This window comes from Streptomyces sp. SAI-135, assembly GCF_029893805.1.
GTDB lineage: Bacteria > Actinomycetota > Actinomycetes > Streptomycetales > Streptomycetaceae > Streptomyces.
Genome location: NZ_JARXYP010000002.1, coordinates 3,166,197 through 3,180,130 on the forward strand (window position 1 = coordinate 3,166,197; position 13,934 = coordinate 3,180,130).

Below are 13,934 nucleotides of genomic sequence, written 5' to 3' on the forward strand. Positions count from 1 at the left end.
CCATTGGCGCCTTTCAGAGGAGACCGATGAGTCGGATACGGCCGTACGTCCGAGGTGCCCGTTCCCGTCGTCTCGCCACCGCCGGAGTGGCCGCCACCGCCGCCACCCTGCTCGCCGCGGCACTCTCCCCCGCCGCCGGTGCGGCGGACAGACCGACCCGGGCCACGGCGGTCGAGAACGCCGCCGCCGTCCTGGCCGACCACGCCTCCGCGCTGGGGCTCGGCTCCGCGCAGCGCACCAAGGTCCGGGACGTGATCGTCGACCCCGACGGCACCCAGCACGTCCGCTACGACCGCACCTACCGCCAACTTCCCGTGCTCGGCGGTGACTTCGTGGTCCACCTGGCGCCGGACGGGGCGTACAAGAGCTCCTCACGCGCGACCCGGAGCGCGATCTCCCTGTCGAGCGTCACCCCGGCCCTGTCCGCCCCGAAGGCGGCCGACCTCGCGGCGAACGCGCTCAAGGCGGCCAACCTGGGCGAGACGCTGAAGAAGCTGACCGCCAAGCCGCGGCTGGTCGTCGACGCCCTGCACGGGGCGCCGAGGCTGGCCTGGCAGACCGATGCCGCCGCGCAGGACTCCCTCGGCAACCCGGTCGCCCGCACGGTCCTCACGGACGCCCGCACGGGGGCGCAGATCGACGCCTGGGACAGCATCGAGCAGGCGGCCGGCGACGGCAAGTCGCTGTACAGCGGCACGGTTTCGCTGGAGACCACACAGTCGGGGTCGGCGTACCAGCTCAAGGACGCGACGCGCGGCAACACCTACACCGGTGACGCGGCGAACAAGACCGACCTGTGCTTCCTGACCATCTGCTTCAGCCGGGCGCCCGCCACCCTGTTCACCGACGCCGACAACCACTGGGGCACGGGGGCGACTTCGGACCGGGCCACGGCGGCGGTGGACGCGCAGTACGGGACCGACGTCACCTGGGACTACTACAAGAACGTCCACGGGCGGAACGGGATCGGCGGGGACGGCAAGGGCTCCTACAACCGCGTCCACTACGGCAACAACTACAACAACGCCTTCTGGGACGACAGTTGCTTCTGCATGACGTACGGCGACGGTGACGGGACGCAGATGGGCCCGCTGGTGTCGCTGGACGTGGCGGGGCACGAGATGTCCCACGGTGTGACGTCCAAGACGGCGGCGCTGACCTACTCGGGCGAGTCGGGCGGGCTCAACGAGGCGACCTCCGACATCTTCGGCACGCTGGTGGAGTTCTACGCGGGCAACTCCTCGGACACCGGTGACTACCTGATCGGTGAGAAGATCGTCCGCTCCGGCTTCGGACGAGACGCCCTGCGCTACATGGACAAGCCCTCCAAGGACGGCAAGTCCGCCGACTCCTGGAGCAGTTCGGTCGGCAACCTCGACGTCCACTACTCCTCCGGGGTCGCGAACCACTTCGCGTACCTGCTCGCGGAGGGCAGCGGCGCCAAGACCGTCAACGGTGTCAGCTACAACTCCCCCACCTCCAACGGCTCCACGGTCACCGGCATCGGCCGGGCCAAGCTGGGCGCCATCTGGTACCGGGCGCTGACGGTCTACATGACGTCCTCGACGAACTACGCGGGGGCGCGCACGGCCACCCTGAACGCGGCGAAGGACCTGTACGGCGCGGGCAGCACGGAGTACAACGCGGTGGCGGCGGCCTGGAGCGCGGTGAACGTGAACTGACGTGCACCGGTCTTCCGACGTGTGACACGGCCGCCCCGGGTTCCGGGGCGGCCGTGTCCGTGACGGGTGACGTGCCGGGCCTGCCGGGAGCACGCACACACCGAACATCCGCCGTTCGCCGACGGGATCGGGCGGCACCGGGATCCGGGGGAGGAACGGAAGCGCTCCCCGCCTACCGGCCGAAGTCCGGGAGGGTGAGCGTGCCGTCCTCCGCCAGGGGGAAGCCCGGGTTGTACGCGACCTCCCACGGGTGGCCGTCCGGGTCGATGAAGGCGCTGGAGTAGAAACCGATCTCGTTCACCGCGGCCGGTTTGGTGAGGGTGCCGCCCGCCTCCACGACCTTGGCGAGGAGGGCGTCGACCTCGGCCTCCGAGCGGACATTGTGGGCCAGTGCGATGCCGCCGAAGCCGCTCGGGGGGCTCGGTTCCAGGCCGCAGTCCACGGCCAGCCTGTCCCGGCTCCACAGGACCAGGCCGAGACCGCCCGCCTGGAAGAAGACCGTCTCCTCGACCTCCTGCCCGCGCCAGCCCAGGGCCTCGTAGAAGGCCTTGGAGCGGGCGAGGTCCGAGACGCCCAGCGTGATCAGGGTGATGCGCTGTTCCATGCCCATTGCCTCACCGTAGCGCCGACAGGGACGCCCACCCGTGTGCGGCCGGCCGGACGGTCCTCCGTCGGATGCGCGGCCGCGGACGGTTCACCCGCCGTGTCATCCGCCGTACGGCTGGGCGGTCCTCCCCGCCCTGAGGACCCTCCCCCACCACACGAGCTGGTCCAGCATCGTCTTCGCCGCCGCGTCCGGGCCCGAGGGATCCTTCAGACGGCCGTCGGCGAAGGAGCCGCCCGCGTTGTGGAAGCTGACCGTGTCCCTGACGGTCACCGCGTGGAGCTCGGCGAAGACCTGACGCAGGTGCTCGACGGCTCGCAGACCGCCCGAGATGCCCCCGTAGGACACGAGGGCCACCGGTTTGGCCTGCCATTCCGTGAAGTGCCAGTCGATCAGGTTCTTCAGGCCTGCGGGGTAGGAGTGGTTGTACTCGGGGGTGAGCACGACGAAGGCGTCCGCCGCGGCGAGCCTGGGGGTCACCGAGGCGAGGGCGGCGGTCGTCTCGGGGGTCGGGGCCATGGACATGGGCAGGTCGGCCTCGGCCACGTCGACGACGTCAGGGACCAGGTCGTCGCGGTCGCGCAGGCGGTCGAGGAGCCAGTCGGCCACGACGGGGCCGAAGCGGCCGTGCCGGTTGCTGCCGACGACGAGGGTGACATGGAGAGGTGCGGTGTCTGTCTGCATGCGGGACAGCCTGATACCTCGACCAAAGTTGAGGTCAAGCCCGGACCGCGGCCGAGCAGTCACCCGTTCACACGCGCGCCCCGCACTCTTCGGCATCTCTTCGGCGGTCTGCCCGCCGTACGGCGATGACCTGCTGAAACTCCGGCCGGACCGGGGCGGGGCGCAGCGATCTGACACCCATTCACCGTAATTCTGACGCACCCTCAGGAAGCGGGGTCGGTCCACTGCCACTTACCTCGAAGGCACAGGGACCCGCCCGAGAGCTCGAAGGAGCACCATGCGCACCACCACCCGCCTGCTGACCGGCAGCGCGCTCGCCGTCGCCGCCGCGGGGCTCCTCTGCGCACCCGCGTACGCCGGGGACACGGACGGGCTCGAGGTGTTCCCGTCCTCCGTGGTGCCGGGTGGGCAGGTCACCGTGGACACGGCGGCGTGCGGGGACGGCGGCACGGCGGCCGCGGGGGACGCCAGCGCGGTGGGCGCGGGCGCGTTCACGCTGGCGCCCGGCACGGACCGGGGTGACGCGGTCGGGCAGTTCCAGGTGCCGTCGAGCGCGCAGCCGGGGACGTACGAGATCGCCGCGATCTGTGCGGAGGGCGGCCGGCGGGTGACCGGTGACCTGGTGGTCACGCTGACGTCCCAGCGTCAGCCGGTGCATCCCAGAGGAAGTGTGAAGACGGGGGTCGGCGGCGCTCTTGGCCCCGACCCCGTACAGACCGCGGCCGGTGTGGCGGCTCTCGCCGTCGCCGCCGCGGGCGGTACCTGGCTCCTGCATCGCCGGGCGAGAGGCGACGGGATCTGACGGACACCCTCCGCTGTCCGTCCGCCGGTACCGCATGTCCCCTCCCCCTCCGGGTCCGACGCCCCTCGCGGCCCGGAGGGGGACGGGCAGGCCAGCCGTAGAGGAGGCTCCTGTGCGCAACCGCAGGTTCGGCAACACCGCCATAGCGGGGGTCACCGTGGTGGCCCTGTGCACCGGCGCGTGGCTGCTGCGCAGCGGCGCCGAGACGCACGCCCCGCCGCAGCCGTCCGCCGCCCAGGCGCACGCGGGCGGCGACAGCGGGCCGGCCGCGGCGCCCGCGATGGCGCCGTCCCCGCCCGACCGCGTGCGCATTCCCGCGATCCACGTGGACGCGCCGCTGACGGGCCTGGCCCTCACGGCGAGCGGCAGCCTCGATGTTCCGCCCGCCTCCAGGAAGAACCTCGCCGGCTGGTACGAGGCCGGCACCACCCCCGGCGAGACGGGAACCGCGGTCCTCGCCGGGCACGTCGACAACGCCGAGGGACCGGCCGTCTTCTACGACCTCGGCGCCCTGCGCAAGGGCAGCGCGATCGAGGTGGACCGGCGCGACGGAAGCGTCGCGGTGTTCACGGTGGACGCGGTCGAGGTGTACGACGCGAAGGACTTCCCCGACGAGAAGGTGTACGGGGCCGCGAAGAGGCCCGAGCTGCGGGTGATCACCTGCGGCGGGGGCTACTCACGCTCGACCGGCTACCGCGGCAACGTGGTGGTCTTCGCGCACCTCACGGGCAGCCGCTGACGACCGCCGTGGCGATGGTGTGCGCGCAGTCCAGGGAGCCGGTGCGGGTGGTGTCGACCTCGATGTCGTAGTGCACACCCTCGTGGACGATCCGCGCCTGCTTCTCCGCCATCCCGTGGACCCGGTCGCCGCGGGCGATCTCCCGGGCCGCGGCGACGGCGGGCTCGCAGCGTACGCCGACCCACAGGACGTCGAGGCCGGCCAGGGCCCCTCGCCAGCGTTCCTGGGAGCGCGGGCCGCCGAGGAAGACGTCGTCGACGAGGACGCGGGCGCCCGCGCGGGCGGTCGCGGCGAGGCCCGCCATCCAGGCCGCCTCCAGCCGCATGAAGTCCGCCCCGACGCTCACCCCGCCGTCCGCCGTGACCTCAAGGCCCGCGTCCGACTCCTGGAGGGCCGGGGGCATCGCGTCGACGAAGTCGTCGATGCCGAACGCCAGCCACGGCTCGGGCAGCACGGCCTGGAGGGACCGCGCGAGCGCCGTCTTGCCGGAGCTGGAACCGCCGTTGAGCACGATCACCTGAGTCGTCACGGCGTCACGGTAGCGTCAGGCGAGCCACAGGTCGTACGCAATATCGGCGACCGGGGCGAGAACGACGGTCGCCGGCACGCGCGGTCAGCGCACCCGGCATGCCCGAGCACTCCGGCGAGGGTGCCCGGCGACGGTGTCCTCACAGTGCTCCCCCCGCGCCCGTCCCGAACCCTCACACTCGCCCCCGGCCCCGGCTGAGGGCAGCGTTCCTCGCGGGAAACAGAGGTGATGCGGTCGGGTAACACCCACCACGCACGCTCCTAGGCATGACCTCGAATACGCGTGTGGTGGTGATCGGCGCCGGTCTCGCGGGCGTCCGGCTCGCCCGGCGGCTCGGAGAGCTCGGCACGCCCGTGACGCTGATCGGCGAGGAGGAGCACCGCCCGTACAACCGGGTGCTCCTCGCCGAGGTGCTGGCCGGGCGGTACACCCCCGAGGTGATCGCGCTCCCGGCGCCGGCCGCGCTCACCCGTGCCCGGGTCACCGGTATCGACCGCGCGGCACGGACCGTCGAGTGCGCCGACGGCTCGAAGATCGCCTACGGCACGCTGGTCCTGGCCACCGGCTCCAACCCCGTGCTGCCGCCGCTGCGCGGCCTGTTCACCCCCGACCACGTGCTGCCCGAGGGCGTGCACGCGTTCCGGACGATGGACGACTGCCTGGGGCTGTCCAAGGCCGTGCGGCCGGGCGTGAAGGCCGTCGTCATCGGCGGCGGACTCCTCGGGGTCTCCGCGGCCCGCGCGCTCGCCCAGCGCGGCGCCCAGGTGATCCTCGCCCAGCAGTCCGAGCGGCTCATGGAGCGCCAGCTCGACCCGAGCGCCTCCAAGCTCGTCCGGCGCCACCTCCGGGACCTCGGCGTCGAGGTCCACACCGACCTGCGCGTGCGGGACGTGCGCTGTGTCGGCGGGGCGGTCCGCTCGGTCGAGATGGCCGACGGATACGCCCTGGACGCCGAGATCGTGGTCCTGGCCTGCGGGGTCCACCCGCGTGTCGGTCTCGCGCAGACCGCGGGCCTGGACGTGCGCAAGGGCATCGTCGTCGACGACGAACTGCGCACCTCCGACCCGCACATCCACGCGATCGGCGACTGCGCCCAGCACGACGGCACCGTCTACGGTCTCGCCACGCCGGCCCTGGAACAGGCCGACGTGCTCGCCGAGCTGCTGGCGGACGGTGCCGGGAACCAGGGCGCCCGCTACACCGGCACCCGTTCCCTGACCCGGCTCACGCTGCCCGGACAGACCGCGTTCGACCTGGCCGCGTTCGGCGAGACCGAGGCACTCCCGGGCGACGACGTCGTCCAGCTCGCGGACGCCACCCGCGGCACCTACCGCAAGGTCGTCGTGCGCGACGACCGCCTGGTCGGCGGGGTCCTCGTCGGCGAACTCGGCACCGTCGGCGCGCTCGCCCGCGCCTGGGAGGGAGCAGAGCCGCTCCCCTCCGACGGCGGACCGCTGCTCCACCTGCTCACCAACGATGGAGGCTCCTGATGACCGCCACCCCGGAGGCCACGGAGGCCACCCCCACGATCGTCCTCGTCGGCCACGGCATGGTCGGCCAGCGTTTCCTGGAGGCGCTCGCCGAGCGCGGCCTGACCGCCACCCACCGCGTGGTCGTGCTCTGCGAGGAGCCGCGCCCGGCGTACGACCGCGTCGCGCTCACCTCGTACTTCTCGGGGAAGACGCCCGAGGAACTCTCCATGACGGACATGGAGTTCATCCGGACGCACGGCATCGAGCTGTACGTCGGCGACCCGGCCGTCGCCGTCGACCGCGAGGCGAAGAAGGTCACCGCAAAGTCCGGTCAGGTCTTCGCGTACGAGACCCTCGTCCTCGCCACCGGCTCCTACCCCTTCGTGCCGCCGGTCCCGAACAAGGACGCCAAGGGCTGCTTCGTCTACCGCACGATCGAGGACCTCCTCGCCATCGAGGAGTACGCCAGGACCCGCACCACCGGTGCCGTGGTCGGCGGCGGTCTGCTGGGACTCGAGGCGGCCGGCGCCCTGAAGGGCCTCGGACTCACCTCCCACATCGTGGAGTTCGCGCCGCGGCTGATGCCGGTGCAGGTCGACGAGGGCGGTGGCGCGGCGCTGCTGCGGACCATCGAGGAGATGGGCCTGAGCGTCCACACGGGCGTCGGCACCCAGGAGATCGTGGTCGACGAGGACGGTGCCGTCACCGGCATGAAACTGTCCGACGGCTCCGAACTCGCCACCGACCTGGTGGTGTTCAGCGCCGGTGTCCGCCCCCGCGACCAGCTGGCCCGCGACTGCGGACTGACGGTCGGCGAGCGCGGCGGCATCACCGTCGACGAACAGTGCCGTACGGTCGCCGACCCGCACGTCTTCGCGATCGGCGAGTGCGCGCTGGCCGCCGACGGCCGGGTGTACGGCCTGGTGGCCCCCGGATACGAGCAGGCCGAGACGGCGGCGGCGACGATCGCCGCCGACGAGGCCGCCTTCCTGGGTGCCGACCTGTCCACCAAGCTGAAGCTGCTCGGCGTGGACGTGGCCTCCTTCGGCGACGCGCACGGCGCGACCGAGGACTGCATGGACGTCGTCTACTCCGACTCCCGCGCGGGCCTGTACAAGAAGCTGGTCATCGGCCGGGACGGCACGCTGCTCGGCGGCATCCTGGTCGGCGACGCGGAGGCGTACGGCACGCTGAAGGCGTTCACCGGTTCCGTCCCGCCGGTCTCCCCCGAGTCGCTGGTGCTGCCGGCCGGCGCGGGCGAGTCGGTGCAGCTCGGCCCGACCGCGCTGCCGGACGACGCGATCATCTGCTCCTGCAACAACGTCCGCAAGGGCACGATCCGCGCCGCGGTCACCGAGCACAACTGCACGACCGTGCCCGAGGTGAAGAAGTGCACCAAGGCCGGCACCACGTGCGGCAGTTGCGTCAAGGTGCTCGGCCAGCTGGTCACCGCGGAGCTGGAGGCGTCCGGCGTCGAGGTCGACAAGGGCCTGTGCGGCTGCTTCGCGCAGACCCGCGAGGAGCTCTACGAGATCGTCCTGGCCCTGCGCATCAACACCTACCAGGACCTGCTCGACCGCTACGGCCGCGACGGCGCGCGGGGCGGCGACGGCTGCGAGATCTGCAAGCCCGCGGTCGGCTCGATCATCGCCTCCCTCGCCCCGACGATCGGCGCGAGCGGCTACGTCCTGGACGGTGAGCAGGCGGCCCTCCAGGACTCCAACGACCACTTCCTCGCCAACATCCAGAAGAACGGCTCCTACTCGGTCGTCCCGCGCATCCCCGGCGGTGAGATCACCCCCGAGGGCCTCATCGTGATCGGCGAGATCGCCCGCGACTTCGGCCTCTACACGAAGATCACCGGCGGCCAGCGGATCGACATGTTCGGCGCGCGAGTGGAACAACTCCCGCTGATCTGGACGCGGTTGGTCGACGCCGGCTTCGAGTCGGGCCACGCCTACGGCAAGTCCCTGCGCACGGTGAAGTCCTGCGTCGGCCAGACCTGGTGCCGCTACGGCGTCCAGGACTCGGTCCGCATGGCCATCGACCTGGAGCTGCGCTACCGGGGCCTGCGCTCCCCGCACAAGCTCAAGTCGGCGGTCTCCGGCTGCGCCCGCGAGTGCGCCGAGGCCCAGTCCAAGGACTTCGGCGTGATCGCCACCTCCAACGGCTGGAACCTCTACGTCGGCGGCAACGGCGGCGCGACCCCGCGCCACGCGGACCTGCTCGCCCAGGACCTCACCGACGCCGAACTGATCAGGCTCATCGACCGGTTCCTGATGTTCTACATCCGCACCGCGGACCGCCTGGAGCGCACCTCGACCTGGCTGGAGCGCATCCCGGGCGGCCTGGACCACGTCCGTGACGTGGTCGTGGAGGACTCCCTCGGCATCTGCGAGGAGCTGGAGTCCCTGATGGCGGCCCACGTGGCGCACTACGCCGACGAGTGGGCGACCACCATCAACGACCCCGAGAAGCTCGCCCGGTTCGTGTCCTTCGTCAACGCCCCCGACACCCCCGACCCGGTCGTCGGCTTCGTCCCCGAGCGCGAGCAGATCAAGCCCGACCTGCCGCTGCTGACCATCGGCCACCGTCCCCTGGAAGGAAGCGCCCAGCGATGACCCTGGCACCCGAGACCACCGACCTGAAGGTCGAACTCCAGCTGAACGGCGACTGGTTCGCGGTCTGCGAGCTGGCCCGGCTGCTCCCCGGCCGGGGAGTGGCGGCCCTGCTGCCCGACGGCCGGCAGGCGGCCCTGTTCCGCGACCGCGCGGGCCGTGCTGTACGCCGTCGACAACCGTGACCCGTTCAGCGGCGCGGCGGTCCTCTCCCGCGGCCTGACCGGCAGCGCCCAGGGCCGGCCGTTCGTGGCCTCGCCCCTGCTCAAGCAGCGGTTCGACCTGGAGACCGGGGAGTGCCTGGACGACGAGTCGGTGCGGATCGCCACGTACGAGGTGCGGGCGGCGTAACAGGGTTTCTTGACCGACCGTTCCAGACGGTCCTAGGCTCCTCCCCATGGCCAGGACCAAGGAGTTCGACCCCGAGGCCGCGCTGCAGGCAGCTCTGGAGCTGTTCTGGCGGCGCGGCTACGAGGCGACGTCGATGTCCGACCTCGTGGCACACCTCGGCATCGGGCGGGCCAGCATCTACGCCACCTTCGGCAGCAAGCACGAGCTGTACCTGAGGGCGCTGGACCGCTACGACCGGGCAGGGCTCCCGCCGATCGTGCGGGAGCTGTCCCAGCCGGGGCCCGCACTGCCGGCCGTGCGGTCGGTGGTACGGCGGTACGCGGCGGAGGCCGCCGACGAGCAACTGCGGCGCAACGGCTGCATGGTCACCAACACGGCCGCCGAGCTGGCCCCGCACGACCCGGCGGCCGCGCGGCACGTCGAGCGCAACTGGGACCAGCTGGAGACCGTGCTGCACTCGACGCTGGTCCGCGCTCAGGCGCAGGGTGAACTGCCGGCGGACCGCGACCCGCTGACCCTCGCCAGGATGCTGCTGGTGCTGCTCCAGGGGCTGCGGGTCGTCGGCAAGGCATCGGCGGACCCGGCCCGGGTGCGGGACGCGGCGGAACAGGCGCTGGCGCTGCTCGACTGAGCTTTCTTCAGGGCGGGCGGCGCCTTTTCTTCTGCCGCCATATTGAACCGATCGGTCAAGAATCAGGGGAGATCATGACCAGGACCCGCTTCATCGGCAGGACCGCCCTCGTCACCGGCGCGGGCTCGGGAATCGGCCGGGCCGTCGCCCTCGCCCTCGCCGCGGAGGGCGCGCAGGTGGTGGTCGCCGGGCGCCGGGCGGAGCCGCTGGCACGGACGGTCCGGCTGATCGAGGAGGCGGGCGGCAAGGCGCTCGCGGTGACCGCGGACGTCACGCGGGAGACCGAGATCGAGGCCGTGGTGGACGCCGCGGTGGACCGCTTCGGCTCGCTCGACGTGGCCGTCAACAACGCCGGGGTGTTCCGCGGCGGGCGGCCCCTGGCCGAGTTGTCGTCGGCGGACTGGCGGGAGCAGCTCGACGTCAACCTCACCGGGGTGTTCCTGGCCCTCCGGGCCGAGATCCGCCGGATGCGCGCACAGCCCTCCGGCGGCACGATCGTCAACATCGCCTCCACCTTCGGCGCCCACACCCGCGCCCCGGGCGCCGCCGCTTACGCGGCCACCAAGGCCGCCGTCTCCGCCCTCACCCGGGGCGCGGCCAGGGACCACATCCGCGAGGGCGTCCGCATCAACGCGGTCAGCCCCGGCGCGGTGGACACCCCGATGTCCCTGCGCCCCGGCGAGACGGAGCCGGACCGCGCCGAGCGCGCGCGGGCCACCCTCCCGCTGGGCCGGGTCTCGGCCACGTCCGAGATCGCCGCCGCCGTCCTGTACCTGGCCTCCGACGACGCCTCCTCGGTGGTGGGCACCGATCTGGTGGTGGACAGCGGGGCCACGGCCTGACAATCCACTGGAGCGGCCAAAGTCCCCCGTGCTTGCATGGGGGCATGGTTCCCACCGACCGTCTCCTCGCCTTCGCGGCCATGTCGTTCCTGCTGATCGTGGTCCCCGGACCCAGTGTGCTGTTCGTGATCGGCCGGGCGCTCGCGCAGGGGCGGCGGGCCGCCCTGACCACGGTGGCGGGCAACACCGCCGGCGCCTACGTGCTGGTCCTCACCGTGGCGTTCGGGGTCGGCACGATCGTGGAGCGTTCGGTCCTGGTCTTCACCACGCTCAAGCTCGCCGGTGCCGCCTACCTGGTGTACCTGGGCGTCAAGGCGTGGCGCGGACGCGGCTCACTGCGTGCGGCCTTCGCGCAGGACCTGACGTCCGCCGCGGCGGGGCACGGCGGTCTGCGCACGTTCTGGGAGGGGTTCGCGGTCGGTGTGACCAACCCCAAGACGATCGTGTTCTTCGCCGCCGTGCTGCCGCAGTTCGTGGACCGCGGCCAGGGTCATGTGGCCGCGCAGATGCTGCTGCTCGGGCTGGTGTTCAACGTCATCGCGCTGGTCTCCGACGCCGTGTGGGGACTGGTCGCCGCGACCGCACGGGGCTGGTTCGCCCGCTCGCCGCGCCGTCTGTCCCTGGTGGGCGGGGTCGGCGGACTGACCATGATCGGTCTGGGTGTGACGGTGGCGGTGACGGGCCGGAAGGACTGAGGGACTGGGGGCTGAGGGGGTCAGACCTTCAGGGCGTCGTACGTCACTCCCGTGAGCTCCTCCGACGCGGCCCACAGGCGCCGGGACACCCGGTCGTCGCGGGTCCAGGGGGCCCGCCACGAGGGGGCCGGGGAGCCGCGCCATCCCGCCAGGGACGGGCCGGTGAAGGAGTCGGGCGCCACGCCGGGGGCGGTGGCCGCGTAGAGGGTGGGCAGGGCCCCGGCGTCGGCGGACTGGGCGAAGAAGCGGTTGCCGACCTGCATGAAGCGTTCCGCGGCCCTGCGGCCGGCCATCCTCGGGGCCGCCGTCTGGAGGTTGGTGGCCGCGTACCCGGGATGCGCCGCCGCGGCGATCACGTCCGAGCCGTGGGCCGCCAGCCTGCGGGCCAGCTCGTGGACGAAGAGCAGGTTGGCGGTCTTGGAGCGGGCGTAGGCGACCCAGCGCCGGTAGCGGCGCTCGCTGTTGAGGTCGCCGATGTCGATGTTGGCCAGCGCGTGCATCGTGCTGGACACCGCCACGACCCGCGCGGCGGGGGTCGCGAGGATCGTCGGCAGCAGCAGACCGGTCAGCGCGAAGTGGCCCAGGTGGTTGGTGCCGAACTGGGTCTCGAAGCCGTCCGCCGTGGTGCCGTACGGCAGCGCCATCACGCCCGCGTTGTTGACCAGCAGGTCGAGACGACCGTAGGGATAGGCGCTCGCGAACTCCCGTACCGAGGCCAGGTCCGCGAGGTTCAGACGGGCGAACTCGACGTCCGCCCCCGGGACTTCGCCGGCCAGCCGGTCCCGGGCCTCGACGCCCCGTGTCTCGCTGCGGCAGGCGAGCAGCACGCGGGCTCCCGCGCGGGCGAGTCCGCGCGCCGCGGCATACCCGATCCCGCTGTTGGCCCCGGTGACGACGGCCACCCGTCCATCCAGCTCGGGAACGTCCTCGACACTCCAGCCCGCCATGGCCGGCTCCCTCCGCAGACGGGGGTGGCTCGTCCAGCCTACGAACGCGACGGCCGGATGTAACGCCGCATGACATGTAATAGTCACGAATCAAACACTCCACCTCCATAACCGCGTCGCCGTCAATACGGTCATCCCCTCACGTAACACCGTCAGGGGGACGAGATGACCAACCCGTACGGCACTCAGCCCACGCCGCCGTGGCAGCCGGCGCCGCCGCCCGCTTTCCGGGCCGCCCCCAAGTGGGCACGGAAGCGGTATGTCCTGCCCGCCCTCGCGGTCGCACTGCTCCTGGGCGTCGGCATAGGCGCCGGCGACCAGGACAAGGCGACGAACGACGCGAAGCCGGCCGCCGCGCGACCGCAGCCGACGGTCACCGTGACGGCGACCGCGACGGCGACGGCCACCGTGACCCCGGAGCCGGAACCCGCGGCCACCGTGATCGCCACGAAGACGGTCAAGGTCACCAGGACGGTCACGGCACAGGCCGAGGCGGACACCGGCTCCGGATCCGACTCGGGTTCCGGCAGCGTCTACTACGCCAACTGCTCCGAGGCCCGAGCCGCCGGTGCCGCGCCGATCCGACGCGGTGAGCCGGGCTACGCCTCCCACCTCGACCGCGACAACGACGGCGTGGCCTGCGACAGCTGAGTGGGGGAATCCTGAAACCGGTACCACCCGCGGCGGGCCCGTACGCCAGGATGTGCACATGACACGAAACGCGCGCGCTCTCCTCGCTCTGTCGCTGCTGCCGGTCCTGCTGACGGGATGCGGCGCGGACAAGGCGAGCGGGACGGGAGGGGCGGCCGCCGACGGCGCCGGGCTCGCTGCCGCCGCCGAGGACTGGGGTGTCGAGCCGGAGCTCGTCTACGTCACCGAGGTCTCCGGCTACACCGTGTTCCCGGCGTCGGTCGGCGCGTACGGGGACGGTGAGTTCGCCGCCGCCTACCGGTCCGACAAGGGGTCCACGCGGATCGGCCTCTTCGCCGACCACAGCACACTGACGGCCGGCAACTGCGCCGAGCAGCCGCTCGGCGCCGACGCGCTCAAGCCGGTCACCTGCGAACGGGACGGCAAGGCCTGGTACCGCACGGCGGGCGGGGTCCACGAGTACGCGGTGCCCCGCGACGGTGTCGTGGTACGGCTCATCGCCGACAAGAAGAAGGTCGACCGCTCCGCCCTGCGCGAGGCGGCCGAGGCGGTCCACCGCCCGTCCGACGCCGAGCTGGCCGCACTGCGGCCGGCCGGGGACGGCTCGAACGCCTGAGAGACCGCTTCAGTCCTCTCGACCAGGCCGATGTCCTGCGCCACCTCGCGGAACGGGCGGACGAGTTGCTC

The 13,934-nt window shown here is 72.3% G+C and carries 14 protein-coding genes and 1 pseudogene; 11 read left to right on the forward strand and 4 right to left on the reverse strand.

Annotation, left to right across the window (positions count from 1 at the left end):
• Positions 1 to 26 precede the first annotated feature (26 nt).
• Positions 27 to 1,682, forward strand: a complete 1,656-nt coding sequence (locus M2163_RS18775) for a M4 family metallopeptidase (protein WP_280894514.1) — start codon at positions 27 to 29, stop codon at positions 1,680 to 1,682.
• Positions 1,683 to 1,854: 172 nt separating this feature from the next.
• On the opposite strand, the gene M2163_RS18780 is transcribed toward M2163_RS18775, so the two are convergent.
• Positions 1,855 to 2,286, reverse strand: a complete 432-nt coding sequence (locus M2163_RS18780) for a VOC family protein (RefSeq protein ID WP_280897282.1) — start codon at positions 2,284 to 2,286, stop codon at positions 1,855 to 1,857.
• Positions 2,287 to 2,388: 102 nt separating this feature from the next.
• A complete protein-coding gene (locus M2163_RS18785) occupies positions 2,389 to 2,970 on the reverse strand; it encodes an NAD(P)H-dependent oxidoreductase (RefSeq protein ID WP_280851638.1) in 582 nt (193 codons plus the stop codon).
• Positions 2,971 to 3,247: 277 nt separating this feature from the next.
• On the opposite strand from M2163_RS18785, the gene M2163_RS18790 reads away from it, so the two are divergent.
• Positions 3,248 to 3,772, forward strand: a complete 525-nt coding sequence (locus M2163_RS18790; RefSeq protein WP_280851637.1) for a hypothetical protein — start codon at positions 3,248 to 3,250, stop codon at positions 3,770 to 3,772.
• A 112-nt stretch (positions 3,773 to 3,884) separates the two neighbouring features.
• Positions 3,885 to 4,511 (forward strand): class F sortase, encoded by a 627-nt coding sequence (locus M2163_RS18795; protein ID WP_280894515.1) that lies wholly within the window; start codon positions 3,885 to 3,887, stop codon positions 4,509 to 4,511.
• Here the strand turns inward: M2163_RS18795 and cpt are convergent.
• Positions 4,495 to 5,040, reverse strand: coding sequence for a chloramphenicol phosphotransferase CPT (gene cpt / locus M2163_RS18800; RefSeq protein ID WP_280851635.1), 546 nt, complete (start codon positions 5,038 to 5,040; stop codon positions 4,495 to 4,497). The two genes, M2163_RS18795 and cpt, sit on opposite strands and share 17 nt — an antisense overlap.
• Positions 5,041 to 5,306: 266 nt before the next feature.
• On the opposite strand from cpt, the gene M2163_RS18805 reads away from it, so the two are divergent.
• From M2163_RS18805 to M2163_RS18830, 6 genes and pseudogenes are all read left to right on the forward strand, one after another.
• Complete coding sequence (locus tag M2163_RS18805) at positions 5,307 to 6,530, forward strand: FAD-dependent oxidoreductase (protein WP_280851634.1); 1,224 nt, start codon at positions 5,307 to 5,309, stop codon at positions 6,528 to 6,530.
• The gene (gene nirB, locus M2163_RS18810; protein WP_280894516.1) at positions 6,530 to 9,133 is read left to right on the forward strand and encodes a nitrite reductase large subunit NirB; all 2,604 of its coding nucleotides are present in this window, start codon (positions 6,530 to 6,532) and stop codon (positions 9,131 to 9,133) included. Before M2163_RS18805 ends, nirB begins: the two co-directional genes overlap by 1 nt.
• Positions 9,130 to 9,481 (forward strand): annotated as a pseudogene (gene nirD, locus M2163_RS18815) (nitrite reductase small subunit NirD). The gene nirB and the pseudogene nirD overlap by 4 nt, the downstream one beginning before the upstream one ends.
• A gap of 46 nt (positions 9,482 to 9,527) precedes the next feature.
• Positions 9,528 to 10,112: a TetR/AcrR family transcriptional regulator gene (locus M2163_RS18820; RefSeq protein ID WP_280851632.1), complete on the forward strand. Its 585-nt coding sequence runs from the start codon at positions 9,528 to 9,530 to the stop codon at positions 10,110 to 10,112.
• Between the two features lie 74 nt (positions 10,113 to 10,186).
• Complete coding sequence (locus M2163_RS18825) at positions 10,187 to 10,954, forward strand: glucose 1-dehydrogenase (protein ID WP_280851631.1); 768 nt, start codon at positions 10,187 to 10,189, stop codon at positions 10,952 to 10,954.
• 44 nt (positions 10,955 to 10,998) lie between these two features.
• Positions 10,999 to 11,649, forward strand: a complete 651-nt coding sequence (locus M2163_RS18830; RefSeq protein WP_280851630.1) for a LysE family translocator — start codon at positions 10,999 to 11,001, stop codon at positions 11,647 to 11,649.
• Positions 11,650 to 11,669: 20 nt separating this feature from the next.
• Here M2163_RS18830 and M2163_RS18835 read toward each other — a convergent pair whose 3' ends face one another.
• Positions 11,670 to 12,596 (reverse strand): oxidoreductase, encoded by a 927-nt coding sequence (locus M2163_RS18835; RefSeq protein WP_280851629.1) that lies wholly within the window; start codon positions 12,594 to 12,596, stop codon positions 11,670 to 11,672.
• Positions 12,597 to 12,761: 165 nt separating this feature from the next.
• Here M2163_RS18835 and M2163_RS18840 point away from each other — a divergent pair, with 165 nt between their 5' ends.
• Complete coding sequence (locus tag M2163_RS18840; protein WP_280851628.1) at positions 12,762 to 13,247, forward strand: excalibur calcium-binding domain-containing protein; 486 nt, start codon at positions 12,762 to 12,764, stop codon at positions 13,245 to 13,247.
• A 58-nt stretch (positions 13,248 to 13,305) separates the two neighbouring features.
• Complete coding sequence (locus tag M2163_RS18845; RefSeq protein WP_280851627.1) at positions 13,306 to 13,863, forward strand: hypothetical protein; 558 nt, start codon at positions 13,306 to 13,308, stop codon at positions 13,861 to 13,863.
• Positions 13,864 to 13,934: the final 71 nt, after the last annotated feature.